Source organism: Thermotoga sp. RQ7, assembly GCF_000832145.1.
GTDB lineage: Bacteria > Thermotogota > Thermotogae > Thermotogales > Thermotogaceae > Thermotoga > Thermotoga neapolitana.
Map to the genome: position 1 here is coordinate 301,391 of NZ_CP007633.1, position 23,679 is coordinate 325,069.

The 23,679-nt window shown below is 44.1% G+C and carries 26 protein-coding genes and 2 pseudogenes; 10 read left to right on the forward strand and 18 right to left on the reverse strand.

The window, feature by feature from the left end; translation table 11 throughout:
• Window positions 1-7 precede the first annotated feature (7 nt).
• From TRQ7_RS01600 to TRQ7_RS01635, 8 genes are read right to left on the reverse strand one after another with little or no spacing between them, the layout of a single operon-like run.
• The gene (locus TRQ7_RS01600) at window positions 8-1,330 is read right to left on the reverse strand and encodes an alkaline phosphatase family protein (protein WP_041843853.1); all 1,323 of its coding nucleotides are present in this window, start codon (window positions 1,328-1,330) and stop codon (window positions 8-10) included.
• A 41-nt stretch (window positions 1,331-1,371) separates the two neighbouring features.
• On the reverse strand, window positions 1,372-2,532 hold the full coding sequence (gene sat, locus TRQ7_RS01605; protein ID WP_041843854.1) for a sulfate adenylyltransferase: 1,161 nt from the start codon (window positions 2,530-2,532) through the stop codon (window positions 1,372-1,374).
• A gap of 13 nt (window positions 2,533-2,545) precedes the next feature.
• The gene (locus TRQ7_RS01610; protein WP_041843855.1) at window positions 2,546-2,983 is read right to left on the reverse strand and encodes a hypothetical protein; all 438 of its coding nucleotides are present in this window, start codon (window positions 2,981-2,983) and stop codon (window positions 2,546-2,548) included.
• A gap of 11 nt (window positions 2,984-2,994) precedes the next feature.
• Window positions 2,995-4,347, reverse strand: a complete 1,353-nt coding sequence (locus tag TRQ7_RS01615; protein ID WP_041843856.1) for a DASS family sodium-coupled anion symporter — start codon at window positions 4,345-4,347, stop codon at window positions 2,995-2,997.
• Window positions 4,348-4,351: 4 nt separating this feature from the next.
• Complete coding sequence (locus TRQ7_RS01620) at window positions 4,352-4,558, reverse strand: hypothetical protein (RefSeq protein ID WP_041843857.1); 207 nt, start codon at window positions 4,556-4,558, stop codon at window positions 4,352-4,354.
• Complete coding sequence (locus TRQ7_RS01625) at window positions 4,555-5,382, reverse strand: PHP domain-containing protein (protein ID WP_041843858.1); 828 nt, start codon at window positions 5,380-5,382, stop codon at window positions 4,555-4,557. Before TRQ7_RS01625 ends, TRQ7_RS01620 begins: the two co-directional genes overlap by 4 nt.
• Window positions 5,382-5,984: an adenylyl-sulfate kinase gene (gene cysC / locus TRQ7_RS01630; RefSeq protein ID WP_041843859.1), complete on the reverse strand. Its 603-nt coding sequence runs from the start codon at window positions 5,982-5,984 to the stop codon at window positions 5,382-5,384. The genes TRQ7_RS01625 and cysC overlap by 1 nt, the downstream gene beginning before the upstream one ends.
• A gap of 29 nt (window positions 5,985-6,013) precedes the next feature.
• Window positions 6,014-6,235 carry a ribbon-helix-helix domain-containing protein gene (locus tag TRQ7_RS01635; RefSeq protein ID WP_041843860.1) on the reverse strand — a complete coding sequence of 74 codons (222 nt, stop codon included), beginning with the start codon at window positions 6,233-6,235 and terminating at the stop codon, window positions 6,014-6,016.
• A 95-nt stretch (window positions 6,236-6,330) separates the two neighbouring features.
• Between TRQ7_RS01635 and TRQ7_RS01640 the strand changes: the two genes are divergently transcribed.
• From TRQ7_RS01640 to TRQ7_RS01655, 5 genes and pseudogenes are all read left to right on the forward strand, one after another.
• On the forward strand, window positions 6,331-6,795 hold the full coding sequence (locus TRQ7_RS01640) for a hypothetical protein (protein WP_236681728.1): 465 nt from the start codon (window positions 6,331-6,333) through the stop codon (window positions 6,793-6,795).
• A gap of 28 nt (window positions 6,796-6,823) precedes the next feature.
• Entirely contained in the window at window positions 6,824-8,221 is a 1,398-nt protein-coding gene (locus TRQ7_RS09460; protein WP_236681742.1) for a glycosyltransferase family 4 protein, read from the forward strand.
• 10 nt (window positions 8,222-8,231) lie between these two features.
• A pseudogene (locus tag TRQ7_RS09605) lies at window positions 8,232-8,378 on the forward strand (glycosyltransferase family 4 protein); the annotation flags it as partial.
• Between the two features lies 1 nt (window position 8,379).
• Window positions 8,380-9,783, forward strand: coding sequence for a lipopolysaccharide biosynthesis protein (locus tag TRQ7_RS01650; protein WP_011942971.1), 1,404 nt, complete (start codon window positions 8,380-8,382; stop codon window positions 9,781-9,783).
• A 334-nt stretch (window positions 9,784-10,117) separates the two neighbouring features.
• Window positions 10,118-11,275 carry an AAA family ATPase gene (locus TRQ7_RS01655; RefSeq protein ID WP_041843861.1) on the forward strand — a complete coding sequence of 386 codons (1,158 nt, stop codon included), beginning with the start codon at window positions 10,118-10,120 and terminating at the stop codon, window positions 11,273-11,275.
• Between the two features lie 54 nt (window positions 11,276-11,329).
• Here the strand turns inward: TRQ7_RS01655 and TRQ7_RS01660 are convergent, their stop codons facing one another.
• The 5 genes and pseudogenes from TRQ7_RS01660 to TRQ7_RS01680 all read right to left on the reverse strand — a co-directional run bounded on the left by TRQ7_RS01660 (window position 11,330) and on the right by TRQ7_RS01680 (window position 14,776).
• Window positions 11,330-11,680 carry a nucleotidyltransferase domain-containing protein gene (locus TRQ7_RS01660; protein ID WP_004081204.1) on the reverse strand — a complete coding sequence of 117 codons (351 nt, stop codon included), beginning with the start codon at window positions 11,678-11,680 and terminating at the stop codon, window positions 11,330-11,332.
• Window positions 11,631-11,930: pseudogene (locus TRQ7_RS01665) on the reverse strand (HEPN domain-containing protein); the annotation flags it as partial. The gene TRQ7_RS01660 and the pseudogene TRQ7_RS01665, both read right to left, overlap by 50 nt.
• A 314-nt stretch (window positions 11,931-12,244) precedes the next feature.
• Complete coding sequence (locus TRQ7_RS01670) at window positions 12,245-13,093, reverse strand: phage portal protein (protein WP_052472218.1); 849 nt, start codon at window positions 13,091-13,093, stop codon at window positions 12,245-12,247.
• A gap of 119 nt (window positions 13,094-13,212) precedes the next feature.
• Window positions 13,213-14,406 carry a PBSX family phage terminase large subunit gene (locus TRQ7_RS01675; protein WP_052472219.1) on the reverse strand — a complete coding sequence of 398 codons (1,194 nt, stop codon included), beginning with the start codon at window positions 14,404-14,406 and terminating at the stop codon, window positions 13,213-13,215.
• Complete coding sequence (locus TRQ7_RS01680) at window positions 14,384-14,776, reverse strand: hypothetical protein (protein WP_052472220.1); 393 nt, start codon at window positions 14,774-14,776, stop codon at window positions 14,384-14,386. The genes TRQ7_RS01675 and TRQ7_RS01680 overlap by 23 nt, the downstream gene beginning before the upstream one ends.
• 439 nt (window positions 14,777-15,215) lie before the next feature.
• Between TRQ7_RS01680 and TRQ7_RS01685 the strand changes: the two genes are divergently transcribed.
• From TRQ7_RS01685 to TRQ7_RS01695, 3 genes are all read left to right on the forward strand, one after another.
• Complete coding sequence (locus tag TRQ7_RS01685; protein WP_041843862.1) at window positions 15,216-15,764, forward strand: hypothetical protein; 549 nt, start codon at window positions 15,216-15,218, stop codon at window positions 15,762-15,764.
• Between the two features lie 351 nt (window positions 15,765-16,115).
• Entirely contained in the window at window positions 16,116-17,333 is a 1,218-nt protein-coding gene (locus TRQ7_RS01690) for an AAA family ATPase (RefSeq protein WP_038054488.1), read from the forward strand.
• A gap of 9 nt (window positions 17,334-17,342) precedes the next feature.
• Window positions 17,343-17,861: a DUF4276 family protein gene (locus TRQ7_RS01695; protein WP_012644934.1), complete on the forward strand. Its 519-nt coding sequence runs from the start codon at window positions 17,343-17,345 to the stop codon at window positions 17,859-17,861.
• Window positions 17,862-18,038: 177 nt separating this feature from the next.
• On the opposite strand, the gene TRQ7_RS01700 is transcribed toward TRQ7_RS01695, so the two are convergent.
• A complete protein-coding gene (locus TRQ7_RS01700) occupies window positions 18,039-19,091 on the reverse strand; it encodes a chromosome partitioning protein ParA (protein ID WP_041843863.1) in 1,053 nt (350 codons plus the stop codon).
• An 89-nt stretch (window positions 19,092-19,180) separates the two neighbouring features.
• Between TRQ7_RS01700 and TRQ7_RS01705 the strand changes: the two genes are divergently transcribed.
• The gene (locus tag TRQ7_RS01705; protein ID WP_161595585.1) at window positions 19,181-20,425 is read left to right on the forward strand and encodes an HD domain-containing phosphohydrolase; all 1,245 of its coding nucleotides are present in this window, start codon (window positions 19,181-19,183) and stop codon (window positions 20,423-20,425) included.
• Here TRQ7_RS01705 and TRQ7_RS09770 read toward each other — a convergent pair.
• The 4 genes from TRQ7_RS09770 to TRQ7_RS01720 are packed head-to-tail and all read right to left on the reverse strand — an operon-like array spanning window position 20,409 to window position 23,224.
• Window positions 20,409-20,507: a UDP-N-acetyl glucosamine 2-epimerase gene (locus tag TRQ7_RS09770; protein ID WP_144399056.1), complete on the reverse strand. Its 99-nt coding sequence runs from the start codon at window positions 20,505-20,507 to the stop codon at window positions 20,409-20,411. The two genes, TRQ7_RS01705 and TRQ7_RS09770, sit on opposite strands and share 17 nt — an antisense overlap.
• Window positions 20,504-21,607, reverse strand: a complete 1,104-nt coding sequence (locus tag TRQ7_RS01710; RefSeq protein WP_038066242.1) for a glycosyltransferase — start codon at window positions 21,605-21,607, stop codon at window positions 20,504-20,506. Before TRQ7_RS01710 ends, TRQ7_RS09770 begins: the two co-directional genes overlap by 4 nt.
• A gap of 28 nt (window positions 21,608-21,635) precedes the next feature.
• The gene (locus tag TRQ7_RS01715) at window positions 21,636-22,349 is read right to left on the reverse strand and encodes a queuosine precursor transporter (protein WP_012644938.1); all 714 of its coding nucleotides are present in this window, start codon (window positions 22,347-22,349) and stop codon (window positions 21,636-21,638) included.
• On the reverse strand, window positions 22,349-23,224 hold the full coding sequence (locus tag TRQ7_RS01720; protein ID WP_041843864.1) for an MBL fold metallo-hydrolase: 876 nt from the start codon (window positions 23,222-23,224) through the stop codon (window positions 22,349-22,351). The genes TRQ7_RS01715 and TRQ7_RS01720 overlap by 1 nt, the downstream gene beginning before the upstream one ends.
• Window positions 23,225-23,339: 115 nt before the next feature.
• On the opposite strand from TRQ7_RS01720, the gene TRQ7_RS01725 reads away from it, so the two are divergent.
• Window positions 23,340-23,669 (forward strand): DUF1292 domain-containing protein, encoded by a 330-nt coding sequence (locus TRQ7_RS01725; RefSeq protein ID WP_038066244.1) that lies wholly within the window; start codon window positions 23,340-23,342, stop codon window positions 23,667-23,669.
• The last annotated feature ends 10 nt before the right edge of the window (window positions 23,670-23,679 follow it).

Sequence of the window (23,679 nt, forward strand, 5' to 3'; positions counted from 1 at the left end):
CCTCCACTCATTCGAAAAAACTCAGCACAAAATCTCTCACCTCATAAATGCTCCTCGGCACCGTACCATCCGTTGAAATGACAATACCATCTTCCGCGTGGTTTGCGTCGTCTGGTCCTGTGTCGTTTTCGTGGAGCCAGATCGTCTCATTTCCAACACTTCCTATGGAACGCCATTTCAGGTTCCCAAAGTATATGATCAAATCGGGTGCGATGTTGTTCACTCCCCTGTACACTTCTTCCGGCTTGAACACCTTCGTTCCTATATTGTTTCCATGCTCGTCCGTTATGGCTTCCAGTTCTTCTATTAGCCTGTCTCTGAACTTTTCGTACTCGGACTTCTTCACCACGCCGTTTGGTTCCCTTCCTTCAACGTTTATGAAGAGCCTGCCATAGTATCCCCCAAGACCCCACGCCCTGGTTTTTTCCCAATCTACCATTCCCTTCTTTATGAGTTCTCCTATGCGTGTTGGTTTTTCCGGTTTTTCTTTGAGAACAAGATAGCCCTTTTCGATGAGCCAGTCGTTTATCGCTATTCCCCCGTCCATCTTCTGGATTCCATGGTCTGAGACGATGATTACCACAGTGTCATCCGGAAGCAACGAAACCAGTTTTCCTATTTTCTCGTCCAGATATTTGTAGTAGTCTCTTATAGCGTTCTTGAAAGGACTGTTTGGATCGTGCTTGAAGTGTGTGGGATCGTGGTGTGCCCAGAGAGCGTGATGCATCCTGTCCGGTCCCATCTCCACCATCATGAAGAAATCCCATTCCTTTTCTGTAACAAGATGTTTTGCCACTTCAAATCTTTTGTCGGTCATCTCGTAAACCTGATCGATGACAAGTTGCTTGTTTTCCGTTCTGAAGTTTTCCACGTCAAACATGTACTTCCCCACCCACTCTTCTATCTCTTTCTTCAACTCTGGTGGGTAAGTGTAATCCACGTCCGTGCTTGGGGTGAGAAAACTCGTTACCATATATCCGTTTATAGGTTTTGGAGGATAGGTCAGAGGCACTCCTAGAACGATCGTTTTGCAACCTCTGTTTCCGAGGATATCCCAGACGGTTGGATACCTGACCATCCGGGAGTTCGCGAAGGTCACAGAATCGTAGTCGTAGTTTTTTCTGTTTCTGAATCCGTATATTCCAAGCTCTCCTGGGTCTCTGGATGTCATCATGCTCATCCAGGCGGGGACTGTGATAGGAGGAATGGTCGATCTCAGCGGGCCGTAACTTCTGGCAAGTTTTCTTATGTTCGGTAGTTCTTCCCAGAATTCCTCGAAGACAAGTTTCGGATCGGCACAGTCCAAACCGATAATGGCTACTTTTTTCATTCTCTTCACCCTCTCCTCTTTATGATTCCTCTAGTATACTATCAACCTTTCACACTTTCCCTGTAATACTCTATCAAGATCCTGGCTACTTCCGGTCTTGTGAACTCTGGTGGTGGCATGATACCATTCGAGAGCATCTCTCTTACCTTTGTTCCACTCAGGAACACGTGGTCCTCATCGCCGTGTGGGCATGTTTTCTTTGTGGCCATCCCACCACATTTCTTACAGTAAAAAGCGTGCTCGAATTTCAACGGAACGATCCCTATCTCCTCTGGTTTGAACTGATCGAATATCTCCTGAGCTTCATAGGTTCCATAGTAATTCCCAACACCCGCATGATCCCTTCCCACTATGAAGTGTGTGCAGCCGTAGTTCTTCCTGCATATCGCATGAAACACTGCCTCTCTGGGACCAGCGTACCTCATGTTCACAGGAAAAACTCCCAGAAAAACTCTTTCCTTCGGATAGTAGTTCTCTATGATCACCTCGTATGTCTTCATTCTCACCTCTGCCGGAATGTCTCCCTTCTTGGTCTTCCCAACAAGGGGGTTTATGAAGAGCCCGTCCACTATCTCCAGCGCCACCTTCTGAAGGTACTCGTGTGCTCTGTGTATGGGATTTCTCGTCTGAAACGCCACAACTGTTTTCCATCCCTTTTCCTGAAAGATCCTTCTTGTGTCTTTGGGATCGAATCTGTACTCGAGAAAATCCCTGTGCTCTATCCTTCTGACAAGCCAGACCTTCCCCCCAAGACACACATCACCCTGGAAGTATAAAAACGCAACACCAGGGTGTGCATCTTCCTCTGTTTTGTAGACTTTCTTCGCCTCTTCCCTCTTTCTCCTCTCAAACTTGTCCTCCACCTGCATCACAGCATACAGCTTCCCATCTTCTCCATGGATCGCAACCCAGTCTCCTATCTTTATCTCTCCCGCCTGTTCTTTTGAAACTGAAAGCACAATAGGTATGGTCCAGACCACCCCGTTTGAGAGTCTCATATCATCGAGAACGGAGTCATAATCTTCTTTCGTCATGAAGCCTTCCAGTGGACTGAACAAGCCTGTTGCTATGTTCTCCAGCTCCGACAGATCCCAGTAAGACACGGTTATCTTCTTCATCTCTTTTGCCCTGGCTTCCCAGTCCTTTTTCTCTTCGCCCTCTACAATCCTGTTCACCAGTTTTCCTCCGTGCGGTGCAATCACAGAAAACACCTCCTCACAAATCCACAACCTCGATATTTTTGTTTTTCTTTGCAATCTCAGATAATATCGGTTTTACCACCCTCCAGAGAGGATTTCTTCTTTTCACAAACACGTAGATCTTACCTTTGCTTTTCGAGGCCATCTCGAGCAAAATTTCTTTCATGTTTCCCTTCCTCTTCACGATCTCGCAGTGGATTTTTCTTTCTTCCAGCACGCGCCTGATTTCCTCTGAGACAGTCTCTATTTTTCTTTCCAGCTGTCTCTTCAGTGTCTCAACGAAGGAGTCGATTTCGTGTTTGCCAAGCCACCCTTTCTCCGCCACAAGCTCCACAGAAAGAGTAAGCAGTTTCTCGTCGATCAGGAAAATTATCCGAACTTCCCTGCTTCCTTTTATTCTCTTCAAAAAAGAAAGAGGCTTCCACTCAAAATCCAAAAATACAACGTCTACCATCCATCTTCCTCCTAAAGAACGTGCCTCCACAGGGTGTTCACAAAAAGCAAAAGGATTCCAAACGAGAGAACACTCATGATAACTCCCCGCTTTGCAAGATCTCTGACATCCAGATATCCTGTGGATACAACCAGCGCTGTACTGGGAGAACCTGTTGGTAACACAAAAGCAAAGCCAGTTGCCATAGAAATTATAACGGTCATGGCTTCAGGAGAAAGCCCCACTTTTCCAATAAGCGGGAAAGAAAGCTGAGTTAGAATTACAGCCGCCGCTGAGTTGCTCATCACCTCTGTCAACAACATGCCGGCAACTATCAGCAGAATTATCAGAAGCCATCCAGGTACGAGTCCGAGATTCAGAGAAGAGGTGATCCATTCTGCCACTCCCATTCTGTTCATCATCCTTCCCAAAACGATGGCTCCACCGTACATGAGGATAACACCCCAGTTGACGTCCTCCTCAACCTCTCTCCAGCTTATTGTTCCCGTCAAAAACAGGGCGATGACCGATCCAAGAGCGATGTTGGCAACCCCTACCTTCTCGCTCGCACAGATCCACGTCAGTATCGTAACAAACGCGATAACAGATACAACGAGCTGCTCTCTGGATGACGAGAGCTGTTCCTTCCTTTCCAACAGGGACCTTCTCAACTCTTCGATGTCAACATTCGGTGTCCACTTTGTCACAAAAAACGCCGCCAGCAAAAGCAACGTGAAAGTCACAGGAAAAGACATTGAAAGCCACCTGAGAAAGCTCAACCCTTCCGAGTAATATGGCTGGAACATGGCAAGAACGAGCGGTGCCCGCGCACCACCAAGCAGTGTGGTGTTACCCCCCAGAACGGCTCCCCAGAAAGTCGAAAGAAGAAGCACTTTCACGAAGTCTTTGCTTTCTTTGTCTTCCCTGAGACCAGAAAACTCCAGTATCACAGGGATCAAAACGGCAACCACCGCGTGGCTGATCATTATGAGAGAGAGAAGATATGCCACAAAGAGAAAACTCAAAGCCAAACTCCTGGACGTCTTACCAAACACTTTGACAAAACTGAGAGCCATTTTCTGTGTGATGCCTTTTCTTCTCAACGCAGAGCTCAAAATAAAGGATCCCACCAGAAAAAACACGGCCGTGTTCCCAAAGTAGGAGTAAACTTCTTCGGAACTTGCAAGTCCCAGTATAGGAAAGGAAACGATCGCAAGAAGGCTTGTCACCATTATCGGCACGATGTTCGTGATCCACCAGAGTACACACACAAGAAAAACCGCCAGGGTTTTGAAGCCCTCTACACTCAGACCCGGCGGCGGTGAAAAAAGGAAAGGAAGAGAAAGGATCACGGAGGACGACAACAGTACCGCTGCCTTTTTCATCTTCTCAGTCCAGATATCCGAGATCCCTCAGCCTCTTCTTTATGATCTCTTCCTCCTCTTCTGAGAAAACCTCGCTTTCGCTTTCTTCCTCGGAACCCAGGACTTCTCTGAGGACGAACGTGACGTACTCGTCCACCGTTTTGAATCCGTATTCTTCGAGTTTCTTTTCAATGGCTTCGTAGAGTTCATCAGGAATGTTCACCTGTTTCATAATACACACCTCCCATCGATTTCTTTGAGAAAGTCTTTTAAATACCAGTAGCCCACTTCTATGCCGAACGGTATGTCTGGTTTGTTCTCTCCGTGGAAATCTGTCCCTGCCGTAACCAGGAGATCATATTTCTTTGCAAGCTTCAGATAAAAAGCTGTCTGTTCACTGCTGTGCTGTGAATAGAAGGCTTCTATACCTCTCAAGCCGTAATCTACCAGCCTTCTTACGAGTTGTTCGAGCCTTTCTTCGTCTTCTTCTGACTGATAGGGATGCGCAAGTACAGGGATTCCCCCTGCCGCTACGATCAACTCTATGGCCTTGTCTGGCTGAAGGCGCTTTTTGTCCATGTAAAGTGGCTTGCCCTTCGCAAGGTATCTGTCAAAGGCTTCCTGATAGCTGGAGACGTAGCCCTTCTTCACCATCAGGTGTGCAAAGTGCAGTCTTCCTATCAGCTCCCCACCGGCCTCTTCCAGAAGTTCCTCCATGGTTATCTGGAAGCCCATCCGGTTCATTTTTTCGATCATCATGCGGTTTCTTTCCATCCGGAAATTCTGAAGATCCTGAAGAGTCTTGCGCAATTGCGGGTGAGAAGGATCTACTCTGTATCCCAGGATGTGAAGTGTTCTGGGGTACTCTGCACTGATCTCAACTCCCGGAATGAAGATCACACCTTCCTTCCTCGGCACATCCTGTATTCCTTCCACCGTGTCATGGTCGGTCACAGAGATGACCTCTATTTTTCTCTCCAGAGCCATATCTACAAGTTCCTCCGTGCTGAAGCTTCCATCGGAGGCTTTCGTGTGTACGTGAAGATCCACTTTCATCAGATAATCCCCTTCTCCCTCAGGTAGTTCAGTATCTTGTTCACCGATTCTTCTATCGATTCTTTGTCTGTTTCTACAACAAGTTCGGGATCTTCTGGCTCTTCGTACGGTGCGGAAATGCCCGTGAACTCCTTGATCTCCCCAGCAAGGGCTTTTTTGTACAGTCCCTTAGGGTCTCTTTCTATGAGGACATCAAGAGGGCACTTCACGTAGACCTCTATGAACTCGCCCTCCTTCAGCAGATTCCTTGCCCTTTTTCTGTCCTCCCGGTATGGAGAGATGAAGGCGGTGATTGTTATTAGACCGGCGTCTGCGAAAAGTTTTGCAACTTCACTGATTCTTCTGATGTTTTCTTTCCTATCTTCCGGTGAGAAACCAAGGTCACTGTTCAGGCCGTGTCTGATGTTGTCTCCGTCCAGAACGTAGGCAAGTTTTCCCATTTCGAGGAGTCTCCACTCAAGTTCATGAGCGATCGTGGATTTTCCTGCACCAGAAAGACCTGTGAGCCACACCACAACACCTTTTTGACCGAGTAACTTCTCCCGATCTTCTTTCTTCACCTTTCCCTCGTGCCATACGATATTTTTTGCTTTTGGATTCATTTCTTAAACCAACCTCCTTGTTGATTGATTCATAGATAACCGAGATTTTTCAACCTTCTTTTGATAGCCTCTATCTCTTCTTTGGTGAGAGAAGTCATACTGAATTCATCTTCTTTTTGAAGATCCAGGGAAACAAGATCTCTTAACACATCGACTATGAACTCTGTGACACTGCTGTAGCTTGTGCCTTCAATAATCTGTTTTATTTTGTCGTACAGGGGCTTTGGAATTTTGATGGTGACTCTCTCCATACTCCAATCACACTCCAATAAGAGTCTGATGATATTCTACCATAATTCTTGGTATAATCTCAAAGATCATATTTTTGAAGCGAAAGGGATGATCTATGAAGATTCTCTTCCTCACCAATCTTTTTCCGAAGAGAGAAAATCCAAACTCAGGTATCTTCATAACAAAAAGGCTGAAGGAGCACGAAAAACTCGGCGTTGATTTTACGGCCGTTTCGCTGGCGTTCAGGAATAAAGGAAGGCTTCTAAGTCTTCTAAGAAGCCTTTTACACAAACCTTTTGAAATACCTCTTGAAGAACTGGAAGGAGTGTCCTTCAAACCTGTTTTTGTTGAAAGAGGGCTCTTTGATGTAGTTATTCAAAAGTTCTGGACAATGAAAAAAGCACTCGAAAACTTCACGGATCGATTTGCTGAACAGATTTTTCAGAAGTTTCCAAAACACAACATCATCCACGCACACGGGATGTATCTTCCCGCACCAGCAGGTGTTGTTGCAAGGAAGGTCTCTGAGATCTGGAACGTTCCTTACGTTGTGACGTTTCACTGGGACTATGTAAGTTAAATCTTCAATTCAGGGGGTGTCACACTTGATGGGTGATAAAAAACTTCAAAAAGCAATCGAAAACTTTGAGTGCGGAAACTATAATGCGGCGCTTAAGCAATTAAACACTATTATAAAAGATGATCTTCACAATGAAAAAGCGCATTATTATTTATGCTTAATCTACCATCACCTGAAGAAGTGGTCGAGATGTAAAAAGTGTGCTTTTTCATTTCTCAAAACATTTGGCAAAAGGGGCGATATATTAACGCTATTAGGGGATGTTTATCTTTTCGAAGGTAATTATCGAAAGGCCATGAAAAGTTACAGATCAGCTGTGAAGTACTGTTCTTCTTCGAAAGAGAAGGAGGAATTGCAAGAAAAAATCCAGAAAGTTCAGGTTCTGTTCGATGAAAAAAAGTCACAACCCAGGTTAGCCGTCATTGTAAATGAAGGAGGAGACAACTTTACTGACGAGTTGATAGAACACCTGTCAGAAACATACTGGATTAGAAAATTCATTATTCGATCATTCAAAACCTCACTCTTAAATACATTTTTGAAAGCCAAAACGAAAGGATTTCTCAGCGACAGGTTTTTCCAATTTGCTACAAGAGTTTTGGGTTCTGAATTGAAAAAGATCATGTCCTGGGCTGATGTAACGTGGTGCGAATGGGCAAATGCTTTGGCAGCTGTCTGTAGTTATATTAAACCCAGAGGGAAAAAACTCTTTATACGTCTTCACAGATATGAAGCGTTCACTGATATACCATTTGTGATAAACTGGAAAAACGTTGATGGGCTTGTGTTTGTTTCCAAATTTATGGAAGAGATTTTAGAAATGCGAGGATTGAAATTAGACGGAGTGAATTGGAAAGTCATCTACAATGGCATTGATGTGGGAAAGTTCCAATTCAAGCCGAGGCAGAAAGGCTATAACATCGCATGGGTGGCTCACATAATTCCCAGGAAAAATCTATTTATGGCACTGGAGATTATCAGAAAACTTGTGAACGTAGATTCAAATTATAAATTGCACGTTGCTGGAGATTTCCCGGATCCAGAGTATGAGATTTTTATCAAGAACGCTATCAAGAATATGCAACTGGAAGAGAACGTGATACTCTATGGTTGGGTAGATGATGTGAACGCATTTCTTGAAGATAAGAACTACATTCTTTCTACAAGTCTTCATGAAGGGCATCCGTATAATTTAATAGAAGCAATGGCTCGCGGTATAAAGCCAGTTATTTATAATTTCTATAACGCTTCTGAACTTTTTGAAGAAAAATTCCTCTTCAACACAACCGATGAAGCAGTTCAAAAAATTCTCGATGATGAGTATGACTCAGAGTATTACAGACACTACATTGAGCAAAAAGGATGGACCCTAGAACATCAAGCCAGAGAGTTTGATGGTTTCATTAAGGAGCTTTTGGATTCATAAAATGTATTGTGGGAGAAACGAGGAAAGGTTTGCAAAAAGGGTGGTTGATGTTCTAAAGAGTGGCTACGACAGAAACAAATTGATAGAAAGAGCAAAAGGATTTACATGGGAAGAGATTGTGAAAAGGGAAATAAAAATTTACAACCAGGTGGGATGAAATGAAACAGTATATAAAGGGATTCCTTTCGTTTTCTGCTGGCACATGGATCCGTGCTATTGTTAGCTTTTTTTCTACTCCCGTCATAAGTTATCTGATTGTTCCTGAAGAGTTCGGAAAAGCAGCCATGTTCACACTCGTTTATAACATCGCTCTTCTTGTTTCTCTAACAGGGCTCGATCAGAGTTTTGTGAGATATTATTACCAAGAAGAGAAAAGGAATGAGTTGTTCTGGAGTTGTGTATTTTTACCTTTTACTTTTGGTATTTCTGTATCCCTTATTTTCATTCTTTTCGAGTCTCATCTTAGTCTGATTCTTTTCGGAAAAGACTATCAAGGAATAGGACTTATTTTCTCCATCTCTCTTATGACGGGCATCTTCCAGAGGTTCAACCAACTCTCTATCAGAATGCAAAAGAGAGGAGTTCTCTATTCTATACTTGATGTAGTGAATTCTCTTGGAAACGTGGGAGGAACCATAGTTTTTGCTCTGACTGTTTCAAAAAGTTTTTATGCTGTTGTCTGGGGACAGATCTGTGGAAACGTATCAGCTCTGGTTTTGGGTTTTATCACCGACAGAGAGTCACGGAAGTTCGCGAAGGTAAATTTCAAAAAAATAGGAGAGTTCCTAAAGTACGGTTTGCCGCTTCTTCCAAGTTCTCTTCTCTTTTGGCTTTTTTCTTCGATAGACAGAATTTCCCTGAGACAGTACTCAAATTTTACAGAGATAGGACTCTACAGTGCGGCTTTCAAGATAGTCTCTGTGATGCAACTGTTTCAGGCAGGTTTCACCACATTCTGGATTCCGCTCGCTTATGAAAGATTCGAGACCCGGCCCGACTCCAGAGAATTCTTCAAAAAGGCAAATCAAATGGTAAGCCTCACCATATTTTTGTTTGGTCTTCTTGTTCTTTCCTTCAAGGATATGATCTTCTTGCTCTTTGCCAGAAGTTACAGAAATGCATCTTTCATTGCTCCTTTTCTGATTTTACAACCGATCATGTATGTTGTATCAGAGACAACGGTTCTTGGGATAAACTTCACGAAAAAGACGTACTGGCACATCGTCGTGACCGGACTTTCTGCTCTGGCCAATTTTGCAGGGAACCAGCTTCTTGTTCCATACCTTGGAGCAAAAGGTGCCGCCATATCCACAGGTCTTTCATATGTTCTTTTCTTCACCCTCAGAACACTCATAGCCGAGAAACTTTATCCGATCGGTTTTAACCTTAAGAAGATCTACGCTGGTGTCCTTGTTGTCTCACTGGTAGCATTTTTTGGAACTTTCCTGGAAAATTTCCTGATCTTTCCTCTTCTATCCGTCACAGGGATATTTCTTATCTTACTTCTCTACAGAGACGAGATGATCTATCTGAAAAACCATTTCAAAAACCTGCACAGGTAAAAATCTCAATCAGCCTCCACCAGGGCCAGAAACAGCCATGCGGGAATTCCTACAACACCTTCGTCTTTGAAGATGGTATCCTGGGTGATGAGAATTTCCCTTCAACTATACCAAACCGTTCGAATTTATCGAACACATTCGATAAACTCGTACGAATTTATCGATTACATTCGATAAATACCTACAAGTTGAAACCAGTCCGTTCATCGAAAGTGTTTTTCTGAATTCTGTCGAACCTGTCCGGTGTCTGTCGAGTTTGTCGACGGTGTCGAGACGGTAACAGGAATTTGTAGTATAATCTAAACAAAACAGAAAATAATACAGGGGTGATTTTGTGAAGCAAACGGTGGCCGATCTTTTGAGTGTTCTGGTGGACAGACCGCTCAGAGAAGGCGAATCAGAGTACCTGGTGAACAGGGCCAGGGAGATAAACTATCTGAACTCAATAGCACTTCATCAACCTTTTGGGATCGTGGGTGTTTCTGGAGAAACGGGCATTGGAAAAACGACGGTACTCAACTTCGTGAACCCGGAAGGAGTATTCACGGTCAGGGTGAACATCTCGCTCAGAGACTCCATGGAGAGCATACTCTACGATCTTTTGCACAGTCTGGCGCTTTCCCTGGAGAAGGTGGAGGGAGTGTCGGATCTTGCAAAAGAGGTTAGAAAGTGGATAACGGATGAAGTTTCAACCATAAAGGGCTTTTCCCTTGGTGTTTCCTTTGGTGTGAACGCCAGCCTGACACATGAAAAATCGATCAGACCGAGGTTCAATTTCTTCAAAGCCAGAGAAAAGCTCGGAGAACTGATAAAACAGACGGTTCAGAGAAAAGGAAAATTCCTTCTGATCATAGACGAACTGGACAAGGAAAAGAAAGAAGACGTTCTCAGGGTGATAGATTCGATAAAGAACTTCATCATCATGGAGGACTTTGTCGTCATACTTTCTCTTCCCTTTTCTATATACCGAGAGTACGCTGCCGACAGACTGAGATGGAACGAAGCAGGAAATCTGGAAAACATATTCACAGACATCGTTTTTGTTGAGCCTCTGAAGAAACTTGAGATCAAAGAGTTGATCATCAAAAGGCTTGGATCTTACATTGAACTCATCGAAGACGGAGTGCTCGATATAGTGGCCGATTTTTCCGATGGAAACCCAAGAGACGGCCTGTGGATACTGACAAAGGCGATCTACGACAACATTCACAAGGAACTGTTGAGTAAAGAGGATCTGATCAACACGATCAACAGGACGATATCAGAGTACACCGGGCTGACTCTGAACCTGACAGAAAACCAGAAAAAGGCCATTCGAGTCCTGAGAGGTTCTGTCTACTCCAGAGAAAAGATCATAGAAACACTTCAGAAAGAGGGCTTCAAGCGAACAACGGCGTACTCAGTCATGGATCAACTCCTTCAAAAGCGGATACTCCTTGTTGAAAAGGAAGGCTACAGGATCTCTGGAAAGTTCAGTTACATGGAGATCTGACGGTTTGTCGATCCCGTTCGATGTCTGTCGAGTTTGTCGAGGTTGTCGAGATTTCTATAACGCTTTATAAACAACCACTCCACCCTCGATCATCTTCGAGATGGTCTTTTCCATCTGTTTGTATTCACTCAGAGAATAGACGTGCGGTTCCAGTCCTTTCAATTTGATGGTCCTTTTCACTATTTTATAAGCGTCTTCTCTGAACGGGTCTTCGTACACGACAAGAAGATCGACATCGCTGAAGACGGTGAAATTTCCCTTCGCATAAGAGCCAAAAAGTACCACAAGTCTCACAGGAAGTTTCTTCAGGAGTTGTGGAAGGGAATTTCTGATGATTCCCAGGACCTTTTCCCTTTTATATTCTGGATAGAAGATCTTCGCAGAATCGGATGATCTTTTCAGCATAGTTCACCAGCCTTTCGGCTTCAATTCTGGAATACCTGTTTCTGGGGGAGCCGGAAGGAAGGGCATCCGGATACCTTGTGGGGATACAAGCTTTGTCCAGTTCAAGGGCATGGTCCATGAGTTCTTCAGGGATTTCAAAGTGTCTGGAAAGTTCTTCGAGCAGATCTGCTATGGAACGTTCCCATGCCTGTGCTCCCATTTTCTGGAACACGGCTTTTACGGCTTTTTCTGCTGCCTGTTGTGAAGAAAAGTAAGTAGAGATTTTCTCGTGATTATTATAACCCCACTAGTTTGGAGATTTTGACCTATATGTAGGTCAAAATTGGGAAGATTTGACCTTTTGATAGGTCAATATGTGTTATAAAGCGGGAAAAGAAATACCCAGGGGTTGTTTCGGATGCCCGAAAGATATCTTATAACCTGGGATTTGCACACCGAACTCTCCCTGGATGGTGTGAAAATAAAAGTTCTGCCTGCCTATCTCTTTTTGCTCGACACGGTTTGATGTTTGTTTCAATATCTTTCAAATAGGTAATATACGTTGAGATGTCAGTGTTTTTACTTTTACACATTGTAAAATAAAATTTTCCGTTCTGCGAGAGGCACGACTGTGTTCATGTAAAATTGCCTATTTGCCTCCTGGAAGTTCGAGTACGTCTTGAATTCAGGTTCTCCTATCAGCTCAGGTGCGACTCCTAGCGTGACTGCGATCGCTCTTAGGATCAATTTTTCTGCTGTCACCCAATCGAATTCCTGAGGCGACATCGAAAGAGGCTTCCAGTCGAGACCGCCTTCGAGGATGAGCGGTCTTCCTGCGTTTGCGGGTCCTGTGTAGCGGTGGAGTTCTGCTTTCAGTCTCTGATATTGCTCCTCCGTGAGAGGATCCTGAGTCACGAATGCCCCTGACGGTCTCATGCCGTTCTGGAGGAGTGCGTTCTGCCACGCCTTGATTGCGAGGTACTGCTCTATAACATCCTTGAGCACGATAAGGGGAGAAAGACCCAGAAAGTCATCGAAAGGATTGAACAATTTGATGTGAACAATCTCGCTTGGGTCGAATGTGACAACCTGCCCTCCTACTCGATATTCGTACGACTCCACAACCCCCTTTCTGTCCCCTGCCTTCACGACCATGCGAAGGGGATTGAGGTTGTAAAGCTCTACGATCCTGTTCCCTGCACGCACAAGCTCTACGAATGCATTCCCTGAGATGAGAAGCGAGATCACAACCGCTTTTAAGAACGAGGATTGTGCTTCGTGGGGGTTGGGATTCCTCCAGAGTTTTTCCAATTGCGTGCCCTCCACAGGAGAGTCGGAATCGTCCACAATCTGATAATCGAGGTTTGCGATTGCACGGGCTATGAGATTGATTCCTGCGTGGATGTAAGGCACTTCTTTGTATCCTCGGATCATGACCTCTTGATCTGAGAGACGTCTATAGGAAAGCGCATTCATGACGATTGCAACGTTGGTACGACTTTCTTTTTTGCGGAAGCGATCCCAGAATGCTACATTATCGCCTCCTACGCCTCCTAAAGGATTTTGATGCTGACTGTGCCGATTGCTTTAATCCAACTTGCGATTGCGTAACGGAGGGCATCCATGGCGTGATCGTTGAACTTGACTGGATGGTCGAGGATGTTGCCCTGTGCATCCTGCTTCCATCTATACAATTTTATCTCTTTGAGGGTGTTGGCGCAAGTTTTTACAATGTGGAGTTTCTGTCGTTTTACAATATCGATGCCGAGTTTGACGTCTTTGAAAGCGGGACGCGCATTGAAGCCTGCCCTCTTGAGCTCCTGAATCCGTTGAGGTTCGGCGGAGTCACAGTAGATAAGTGCTGTCGGAGAATGTATAAAGTCCTTGAGAAGATCGATCAAGTCCTGATTTGTCAGGTGTGTTTGATAGATCTCGTCCAGAACCCAAAATTCATTGTCCAATATCCCGATTTTGAGCACGGCCGTGGGGTTGTTATACCCGAAGTCCACACCGTAGATGATCTCGTCGAAGTGGTTAGGTGCCTTGTCCTCTATCGTGTAGTGAGTGTAAATCACGTGCCCTGGGGTTGCAAACTCTCCGAGGGCGTAGATTTTGTGATATGTTCTGTCCTGCTCTGCGAGTTCCTCGAGGAGTCTGATGTATTCCTCATCAAGGAAGGGGTTGTCCTTGTACGTGACCCGCATGATGCCGATGTCGTCTTCTTTTCGCTCGTCAAAGAAGTACTCCTTGATCCATGAAGGAATAGGGTTGAACGTCAGGAACATCTGATTTCTCCTGTGATCCGTTGTGTTGCGTCGCAGTCGCAGTTTCACTTGCTGATACTCCTCGAGCGTAAACTCTGTTGCTTCCTCCATCCAAACGTAATTGAACTCTGCAGATTTGATTTTCTCGGGATCGTCTAACCCGCGGAAGAAGATGAGATTGCGGTTCGGTTTGAACTCGATGATCTGATCTGCCTTGTGATGCTCGTATGGAATTTGATAGTGCTCAAGGAGATTCAGGACCAATCGGTAGGCAGTCAGTCGCAGGGAGGGGTTTGTCTTCCTTGTTACAAGAATGTGTTTGTTCTTTGCTCTGAGGAGGAGGTAGATGATGTACTGTGCGACTGTGCAACTCTTCCCTGCTCCTGCTCCGCCGTAGATGAGGTTGATCTTGTACGGAGAGTTCTTGAGGAACCTCCAGATCTTCTTGATGACGACAAAATCAATCTGTGTTGCTGTCTCCATCCTCGCCTGCCTCCACGATGCGGATTACTAACCCGCCTTCGGTGTGGATGTCCATTTTATCCTTTCTGCCCCACTCCTCGGGATATCTTCTTTCGAGCCACCATGCGGCCGCCTGCCAGTTGCCCTCCTGGGCGGACTTCTGGATGAGTGCGACGTTTCTTGCAATTGCCTCTGCCTCCGCTTTTTTTATAGCCTCGAAAAACTCCCTTTTTAAGCCATGCTTCGCTTTCTCGCCCTCCTGAAGCCATCTGTAAAATGTACTTTCGGCGATGCCGAGGTATTGTGCCACGTGTTTGTAGTAGTTGCCCGCACGTATTAGTTCGGATGCCAATTCGATGAGGTCTCTTGTGAGCTTTGTTCTGCGAGGCATGTTCTCACCCCTTTCGGTAGCGGTCGCTTAGGATACAGGGAACTGTATGATTCCACTTTACCTCGTGATGAAGGCGGGGGTAGGTATATCCGAGAACCGTGAGGGAAACCCCTGTCGGATGAATCATGAGCGGAAGAAAACTCTTGATATAAGAAAAATAACCCCATACCAGTAGCCCTGTATGATACACACCCCCTATATATAGTATCTACTGGTATGAGGATACCATATGTTGTGCTTGATGTCAAAAATCTCTCGCTTTGAGAATTTTTAGTAAAATATTTCTATGAACATTCAGTCCACTCATCATAAATATATTATCACCCCTCCCAATTCTGGAACATTATGACTATTAATTAGTCCGTTACCTAAACTTTACTTGACCTAGGACTAATTTCTGGTCTATAATGTAATTGGACTAAAAGATAGGAGTGAGAACATGAGACAAATAATTAAAGTGATAACTGTTGTTTTAATGCTCTTTGGGGTGGCTCTTCTGGGAAACGAAGTGTGGTTTTTCTTCGATCCTGTATTTTCTGTCCTTCCATGGATTATTGAAGGAAGTGGCGGTTTCACTGGCGGTGTGGAGTTCTCTGTGTCAAACACGGACACTGTTCTCATCCGCGGAATTGGATACACAGCGTCTATGTCTGATCCTTCGAACATCGAAATCTTGGCTTTTGGAGGGGAGATTTCGTACAATCGATATTTCAAAGAAGTTTTCAACGGAGGATATGTTGGTGTGTCACTTGGTTATTCTTTGATAACATACAAACTCAACGACACATCTCTTAACATTCACGCGCCTGTTTTTGGTGGATCACTTGGTTACAAAATAAGATTCAACCATGTGTACATCAACCCTTACATCGATTATAGTTACTACTTCCTCATCTGGAATGAATCAGACCTGGAAGAAGACATTTCTCTTCCAAATATTTTCATGGAAGGCTTTGGATTTGGTATAAACCTGGGAGTACAATTTTGAAGGTTAGATCAGTATCCTTCGCCTCTGTCTGAATTAAACATAGGGCATTCGACCCCCTGGCATCTGTCAGGGGGTTTTTGTTTACCTGGAGATGGGCTTTTCACAGTGGACGGTGAAGATCCAGAGCGTTTCTCATGCCAGCAGGGTACGCTAAAGACCCAACCACCAGATCTCTTCCCGCATTTCTCGTCACCTAGCAAGCATGAAACTGCTACTTCAGCCTGATTACTCTGAAAGGTTATAGTTCAGACTATTATATTTTGAACTATAATTCCTATAAGTTGAGTTCTGCGGTTTGTTTTACCGACAATTGATTTATGTAGTAATATAGTGTTGAAGGGAGGAGGAAATATGTTTATTGAAAAGATAGAGGGGAAAAACTTCAAGAGTTTTGATGAACTGAAAGTCGATCTTGGGAATTTCAATGTTGTGATTGGCCCTAACGCTTCAGGAAAGTCAAATTTCATTCGCATTTTTGAGTTTCTAAGAGATATTGCCAACTTTGGCCTGGATAACGCAATATCCCTGCAGGGAGGGCATGAGTACATAAGAAACATGAAAATAGGTTCAACCCAGGATCTATCGCTAAAGGTAACTTCTTCTGAATCACAGTCGCAAAACAAAGAAATACCATCTTTTCTAGGGAACGGAGAAGTTTTAAAGATAGTAAAGATTGAGTACGAATTTTGCTTGCGGTTTGACCAAAAGACATGGTGTAGAGTAACAAAAGAAGAATTGAAACAAGATCTTAAAATTTTTACAAGAAAAGATCAGACAGATGTTTTTTTAAAAGTTCTTCGGAAAAACGGAAAATTGAACTACCAGATAGAGGTACCAGATTCTAATTACAAAAAGATGGTCGAAAATACGCTCTTTTTATTGAAAGAAAATATACCAGAAAATTCTCTTTTGATGGAAACTCCTTTATTCAGGTTCCTGACCCCACTTGGTGATATATTCAGAGAGATCGCAATTTACGACTTCGATCCAAAACTGTCAAAAAAGGCTATTCCTATTACAGGGAAAGCCGAACTGGAAGAGAATGGCCAGAACTTACCAATAGTGGTTAAGAAAATACTGGAAAACGAAGAAAGCCGAAAAAAGTTTTTCAATCTTGTAAAAGACCTTCTTCCTTTTGTGGAAAGCCTTGATATAGAGAAACTTGTAGATAAATCTCTGCTGTTCAAGATACGAGAAAATTACTTTGAAGACTACATACCGGCACCTTTGATTTCTGATGGGACAATCAATATAATTGCCCTTGTTCTCGTTTTGTATTTCGAAAAGAAACGTGTGGTGATCATAGAAGAGCCAGAAAGAAACATTCACCCCTACCTTGTTTCCAAGATAGTAGATATGATGAAAGATGCTTCTCGTCAAAAGCAGATAATAATCACCACACACAATCCGGAGTTTGTGAAGTATGCAGGTCTAGAAAACTTGCTCTTTGTCTTTCGTGATGAAAAGGGTTTTTCGAGGATTGAAAGACCCGCAAATAAAAAAGAGGTAGAGGTATTTCTCAAGAACGAAATAGGTATAGATGAACTCTATGTCCAGAATTTACTGTGAGGTTCAAGCATGCTCCTGATCATATTTGTTGAAGGAAATGATGATGAAAGATTCTTTGAAAGAATTGTGGTGCCAGTTTTGAAGAAAAAATTCGATAGTGTGAAATTGGTAAAATACGCTCAGATGAAAAAAGAGCGGCTTGAGAGTTATATACGTTCCATCACAAGTGCTGGATGGGATTACATTTATGTAACTGATATGGACGATTCACCATGTGTAACTGCGAGAAAGCAACAAATACAGAATTATTTGCCCAATATAGATCCAAAAAGGGTTGTCGTTGTTATCAGAGAGATAGAAAGCTGGTATCTTGCTGGATTGAACAAAGACAAATCTCGAGATTTAAAAATCAAAGAAAGAAAATTAAAAAACACCGAAAATATAACAAAGGAACAATTCAACCGTTTGATCCCAGAGAAATATTCTAGAATAAACTTTATGATCGAATTGCTTGAAAACTTTTCCATAGAAACAGCCAAACAAAAAAACAGATCTTTCAAGTATTTTGTCGAAAAATTCTGTTCCTAACACCTATGGGGTACACTAAAAGCCAGGTCATCAGGTTTTCGTTCATATATTTCCCATCGCCCAAGCATATTGTGTATCGTTGTTTCATAACAGTATCCCGACAGAGTGGATGATTGGACTCTGCAACACGGTCATTGAATAGCAGCACTAACTTTTTCCGTTTTCAAGCGTTTTGATTCATTCTTCTCCAACAACTGTGCTGATATCTTCCATTGTTTTCTGGCTTTCAAGGCTGATGGCTTCAAGGCTGGAGAGATTCTCTTTCAGAACCCTGAGGATATCGTTGAGGGATTTGAGTATTGATAGTGCTTTCTTCAATTTTTCTCGAAGTTTTTCAGATTCTGCCTGTGCTTTTTCAACTTCCCTGGTTAGAGTTTCTGAAAGGATTTTCAGCTGTTCGTCTTTTTCCTTCAAAGCCTCCTGAAGGGTGGTCAGTGAGCTCTGGTAAGTTTCTACCAGAGTTTCCAGCTCGTTCATTCGCTCCAGCTGAGTTTTGGCCTGAGATAGCTGTTCATCCCTTTTTCGAATCTCTTCTTTCAGAATTGTGATGGTGGACTCTGCTGTCTCAAGACGCTTTTTCAGATCTTTGTTTTCCTTGAAAATCTCCGTTATCGTAGCCGGTGCACTTGCAAGCGAAGCAAGAATGGTGATCTCCTCGTTCTTCGCATCGAGTAGATTTTCCAGATCCTGGATTTGATTTTTCAGGTTGAGAATATGCTGATCCTTTTCTGCTATTTTTTGATCTTTCTCTTCTAGCAGGCTTTTCAGGAAAGACACAGACGCGGTGAGAGTTGTGATCCGATCTTCCAGGTCAGACTCACGATCTTGAAGTTCTGTTATTTTTTGATCTTTTTCTTTCAGCAGGCCTTCTAGGGAAGACACAGATGCAGTGAGGGTCGTGATCCGATCTTCCAGGTCTCCTATGGTCTGTTCTTTGTTTGAAAGTTGGTCTTTAAGATCTTCAATCTGGCTCTCCAGTTCACTCACTTTCTGCCTCAGACTTTTAACATAACTTTCGTTTCGCTGAATCACAGATCTCAATTGCTCAAATTCACTTTTTGAAATGTCCACGTAGTCATCGTGTCCCACCCACGTATGAAGTTCTGAATCAAGCATATAGTGGATTTCATAGGACCTGTTCGCTGAAAAATCCAGAACGGAGAATGTTCCCCTTGCAAAAAGTATCAGAGAGATCAGTAAAAAAAGCACACCAGACACTTTCATCCTCATGTTGATCCCCCCTGAACTCGATATCACCGATATTATATAATTGTCCTGGAAACTTCCCTGCAACGAGGTGAAAAATGTTGAATTTAACGGTGCAGGTTCCCCTTGAGTCTTTTGTGAAAATATTCAATCACTTTGGAATCCTCGAGTACAGAAATTTTGTCAAGCACTCTATCCAGGTTGCAAAAATTACAAGGGAGATGGTAGAAAAACTCTCACTTCCGGTAGATCTGGATCTTGCCTATCTTTCCGGGTTGGTACATGACACCGGGCTTGTTCTTCTCGCATCGACGGAGAACTACAAAAGGTTCAGCGACCTGTTCAGAGGAGTGGCCGACCTGGAAAAACTCGTATTTTCCCTCGATGAAAAGAACAGACACGCTGGTGTTTCCCATACACTCATTTCCTCCGTGGACTTTCTGTCTTCAGAATGTAAAGAGGCCGTTTTGTATCATCACGCACCATACCATGAACTGAAAGATGAAACAACAACCTTGCTTGCAAACTGTATAAACGCCGCTGACAGGATCTCCCAGATTCATCTGAAACACCACACCGAAGAGTTAAGTGTGGACTTTCTGAAAGAAGCAACCGAGAGAATAGAGAATGATCCGGGCATAACTTCACCGGTGAAACAGGTGGCACTGGAAATTCTGCACGATCACTGCATTGTATATCTTCTGGATGAGAATCCAAGGTTCCATTCTCCCAGGCTTTTGTCTCTCAGCGAGTTTGAACCCCTCGTTAAGATCCTTGCCTTCTTGCTCGATGTGAGAAGCATCTACACGAGACAGCACACACTCACGGTTGCCGAAGTTTCCAGAATCATTGCTGAAGAGATGCTGGGCGAAGAGGATGCCAAACTTGTTTACATCGCCGCTTTGCTTCACGACGTGGGAAAGATCAGCGTCCCACTTGAGATACTTCACAAACCGGGCAAATTGAACGAGGTTGAGATGTTCATCATGAGAAACCACGTGGTGGATACCTACAGAATTCTGGAAGAAGCAGGCCTTGGCTACATAACAAAGATAGCGGCCGCACACCATGAAAGGTGCGATGGATCTGGATATCCTCTTGGGCTGACCTCACGAAACCTCACCGTGCACCAGAAGATTCTTCAGGTAACGGATGTGTTCTCAGCACTCATCGAGGACAGACCATACAGAAAGGCACTCTCTGTTTCTGAAGCACTGAAGATTCTGGAAAAAGAAGCCTCTCAGGGTAAACTGGATCGAAGGGTGATCGAAACACTGAAACTCCTTGTGGAAAGGAAAGATACCGTTTCCCGGTTGAAAGAACAGGCTTTTGCCCGATTCTCTAAGATGCACTTGTGAGAACTATCACCTCAACGATCCTTCCGGCAGCGTTTCCGTCACCGTACAGTCCATCTGGATAATATGATCCAAGTACTTTCATTCGATCACCTCGGCTATTTTCTTCAGAAATTCTTCTTCTTTCCTTTCATCCCAGACGAAAAGGTTCTGATGTTTCTTGATGTTTTCCAGTATTCTTTCGTATCTTTGACAGGCGTCTTCTATTTTCCTCAAACTGTCCTCTGTATTTGAAGGATCAATGACAACTCCTATCTCTAACTCTTTAACTAACCTTGCCATTGATACGAAGGATTTTTTGACAACAACCGGAGTACCGGCAGCGATGGAATCGTAAAATTTATGCGGCAGAGCGTACAAATCGTTCTTGTAGTCCTCTCTCCCGATTGTACTGTAAGACACAAGCGAAAACATTCCTTTTGAGATCTCCTCCATCATTTTCTCATACGGTAGAAAGGAAGTGTATGTGTGAGGCACATCGGAGAACACTTTTGATTCCATTCCTATTACTCTGAAAGAAAATCCCTTTTCGATCAGTGCCTTTATGAGTTTCTTTTCATAGGTGAGATTTCTCTGGGTTTTTCCCACCATGATGATTTCCTTTCTTTTTCTGCCGGAATCAGGTTCGATTTTCAATGACGCATAATTCGGAACAACGAAGGTCTTTGACGGGGCCAGACCAGTTTTTGCGACGATCTCATCCCGTGTTTCTTCAGAGACAAAGATACACAGGTCAGACAGTTCAAGTTGTTTTTTGAATATTCTCCACATGAAAAATTCTTTCAGATCACTCAATGGTCTGGGAAGGACGTTGAGGAAATTTTGGGGATGGTATTCGTGAATATCGTAGATGATCTTTTTCCCCTGTTTTTTGGTTATCAGAAATGGTTTCAAGGGCTTCGTGGCCGGAAAGTGATGGAGGTAAAGCACATCGTAGTCCTCTCTTTCCACAAGATGACAGATCTTCTCATCGAAGATCCTTCTTTCTGAAAGTTTGCGCAAAACGCTTCCTGTGTTCTCGCATTTTAGTGGTATGTATTCAATTCCTCTTTCCTCGAAACCGGATTCTGATTCCTTCGTTCGGTACTGGTATATGACCTTCCATCTTTTAGACAGTGCTCGCACCGTTCTGAAGACCCTTTTGTCGTCTCGAGAATGCATGTATCCGATGACAAGAATCTTCACAGCAGTCACTCCTTTGAAGATGTCGTTTTCAACCTCTCACAGTGATTGTTTCTTCATGAAAACCCGTCATCCACTTCACACCCTTCACCACGACCCAGGTGTCCAGATAGTCGAAGAGCCATTCAAAGAGCGTTGTCCAGATGAGAAAAACGGTGATTGTTCTCAGGGAGAAGTACCCGGTGAGGGCACCGTAGAAGAAGATCACGTTGTCCACAAGTTGAGCGAGTTTCGTCGCTGCGTTGTCACGGAGCCACAGGTGTTTTCCAAAAAGACCTTCTGTTCTCTTCAGAAAATCCTGAAAGCGCGCCTTGAAGACACCGGACACAACGAAGGCAATCCAGCTGAAGATCGTGGTCCTCCAGACGGGAAGAAAGAGAGCCTTCATGTGCTCGTGAGCCCAGTCCTCGTTCGATGGAACGTATCCGAGGGCAACAAGCATTCCCGCAAGGAACACAACCTGGGCGAAGAAACCAACGGCAACCAGTTTCTGTGCTTCCCTGTATCCGTAAACCTCCGTCACGATGGCAACCAGCGTGATGAAAAAGGGGCCAAGGAAGACACCGGCGTACAGCTGTACACCGGGAAGCAGATCGTACGCCTTCAACACAGCCACGTTCATGTAGAGCACCAGCATCGCCCCGAGGGCGTATATTCCCTTCAATCCGAAGAAACGAATGGTGATGAAAACAAGCAAAACTCCAAGGAAGTACTCAAGGGAAAGAAAAAGCCAGTTCACAACCATCACACTCGCCTCCACAAGAGTGTGTTTTCTCTGAACTCTCTTTCCACTTCTTTTCTATCCAGAAGAAAACTCAGATACGCATGAACGGTGGATCTGTAGAGTACGTACTGTGTGAGGTTCTCCAGGGTGATTTCAAACCTGTCGAAAAGACTCTTCATGAGTTCTTCTGTTTTTGCTGGAACCTTCAGAATGTCCAGGATCGTGTTGATGACGCTTTCTACCGTTTTTCTGTTGAGTTCAACAAGTTCTTCTATGTCCTGAACCACCTTCCCATGAGACGGCACGTAGTAGTTGTAGTTTGTCTTTTCCAGAAAGTTCAGCGTCTGAAGGAACTCTTCCACGTTGTAGACGACGAAGATCCTGTGTTTTTTGATCGACTCTTCGGAAAAGACCGAATCGGCACAGAAGAGAACACCATCCACGGCCACACCGATCTGTCCTGGGGAGTGTCCGGAAAGAGAGACGATCTCAAGTTCCACTCCATCGAGAATGAGAGGGCCTTCTTTCAGTGTTTCGTCGACCTTTGAAGGTTTTGCCATGAGGAACTTGTTTCTGAGTTCTTCAGGTGGAAAGGCACCGTAGAGGTAGAACGGTTCGAGGACGGTGTGTTCTATGATCTCTTTTTCCAGTTCCGAGGCGAGCACTCTGGTGGAAAAACGCTTTTTCAAAAACGCGTTCCCGCCGCAGTGGTCGGCGTGTGAGTGGGTGTTTATGAGATAGAGCGGAGGCTTTTCTAAAAGACGTGAAACCTTTCTTGGAACGCTTTCGTCGATGCCGCTGTCTATGAGTACGCTGGAACTTTCTGCGTGCACGACCCCTATGTTCACCGGGTTTGGAACGTAGGAGACCTTCTCTGTGAGACGTTCTATCTCCACGGCTTCAGAACCTCCTGAGGGACGGATCTCTGGAAGATTATACCAGAGACTTGATTTTCTCTCTCACAAATGGTAGTATTTCTCAGAGCACAGTTTTTTCAAGGAGGTTTTTATTATGAGTATGCACGAGCATGAACACGAACATGAACATCAGACGGAAGTCTTCAGCCTGTTCGACCAGGATGGGAACGAGGTGTTCTTCCACAAACTGGGAGAAGTTGAAGACGAAGGGAATACCTTCTGGGTCTGCGAAGAGGTCTTTCTGAACGACGCAAGGGACATGATAGAAGACCTCGGTGAAGTTTACATCTTCAAGGCAGACGAGACTCCCGAAGGCATCATGCTGGAAGGAGTAGAATACGAAACGGCGAAAAAAGTCTTCGAGAAGTGGCAACAGAGCATTCCCGATATCGAAGAGATGTTTTTCGAAGAGGACGGGGAATGAAAAAAGGGCG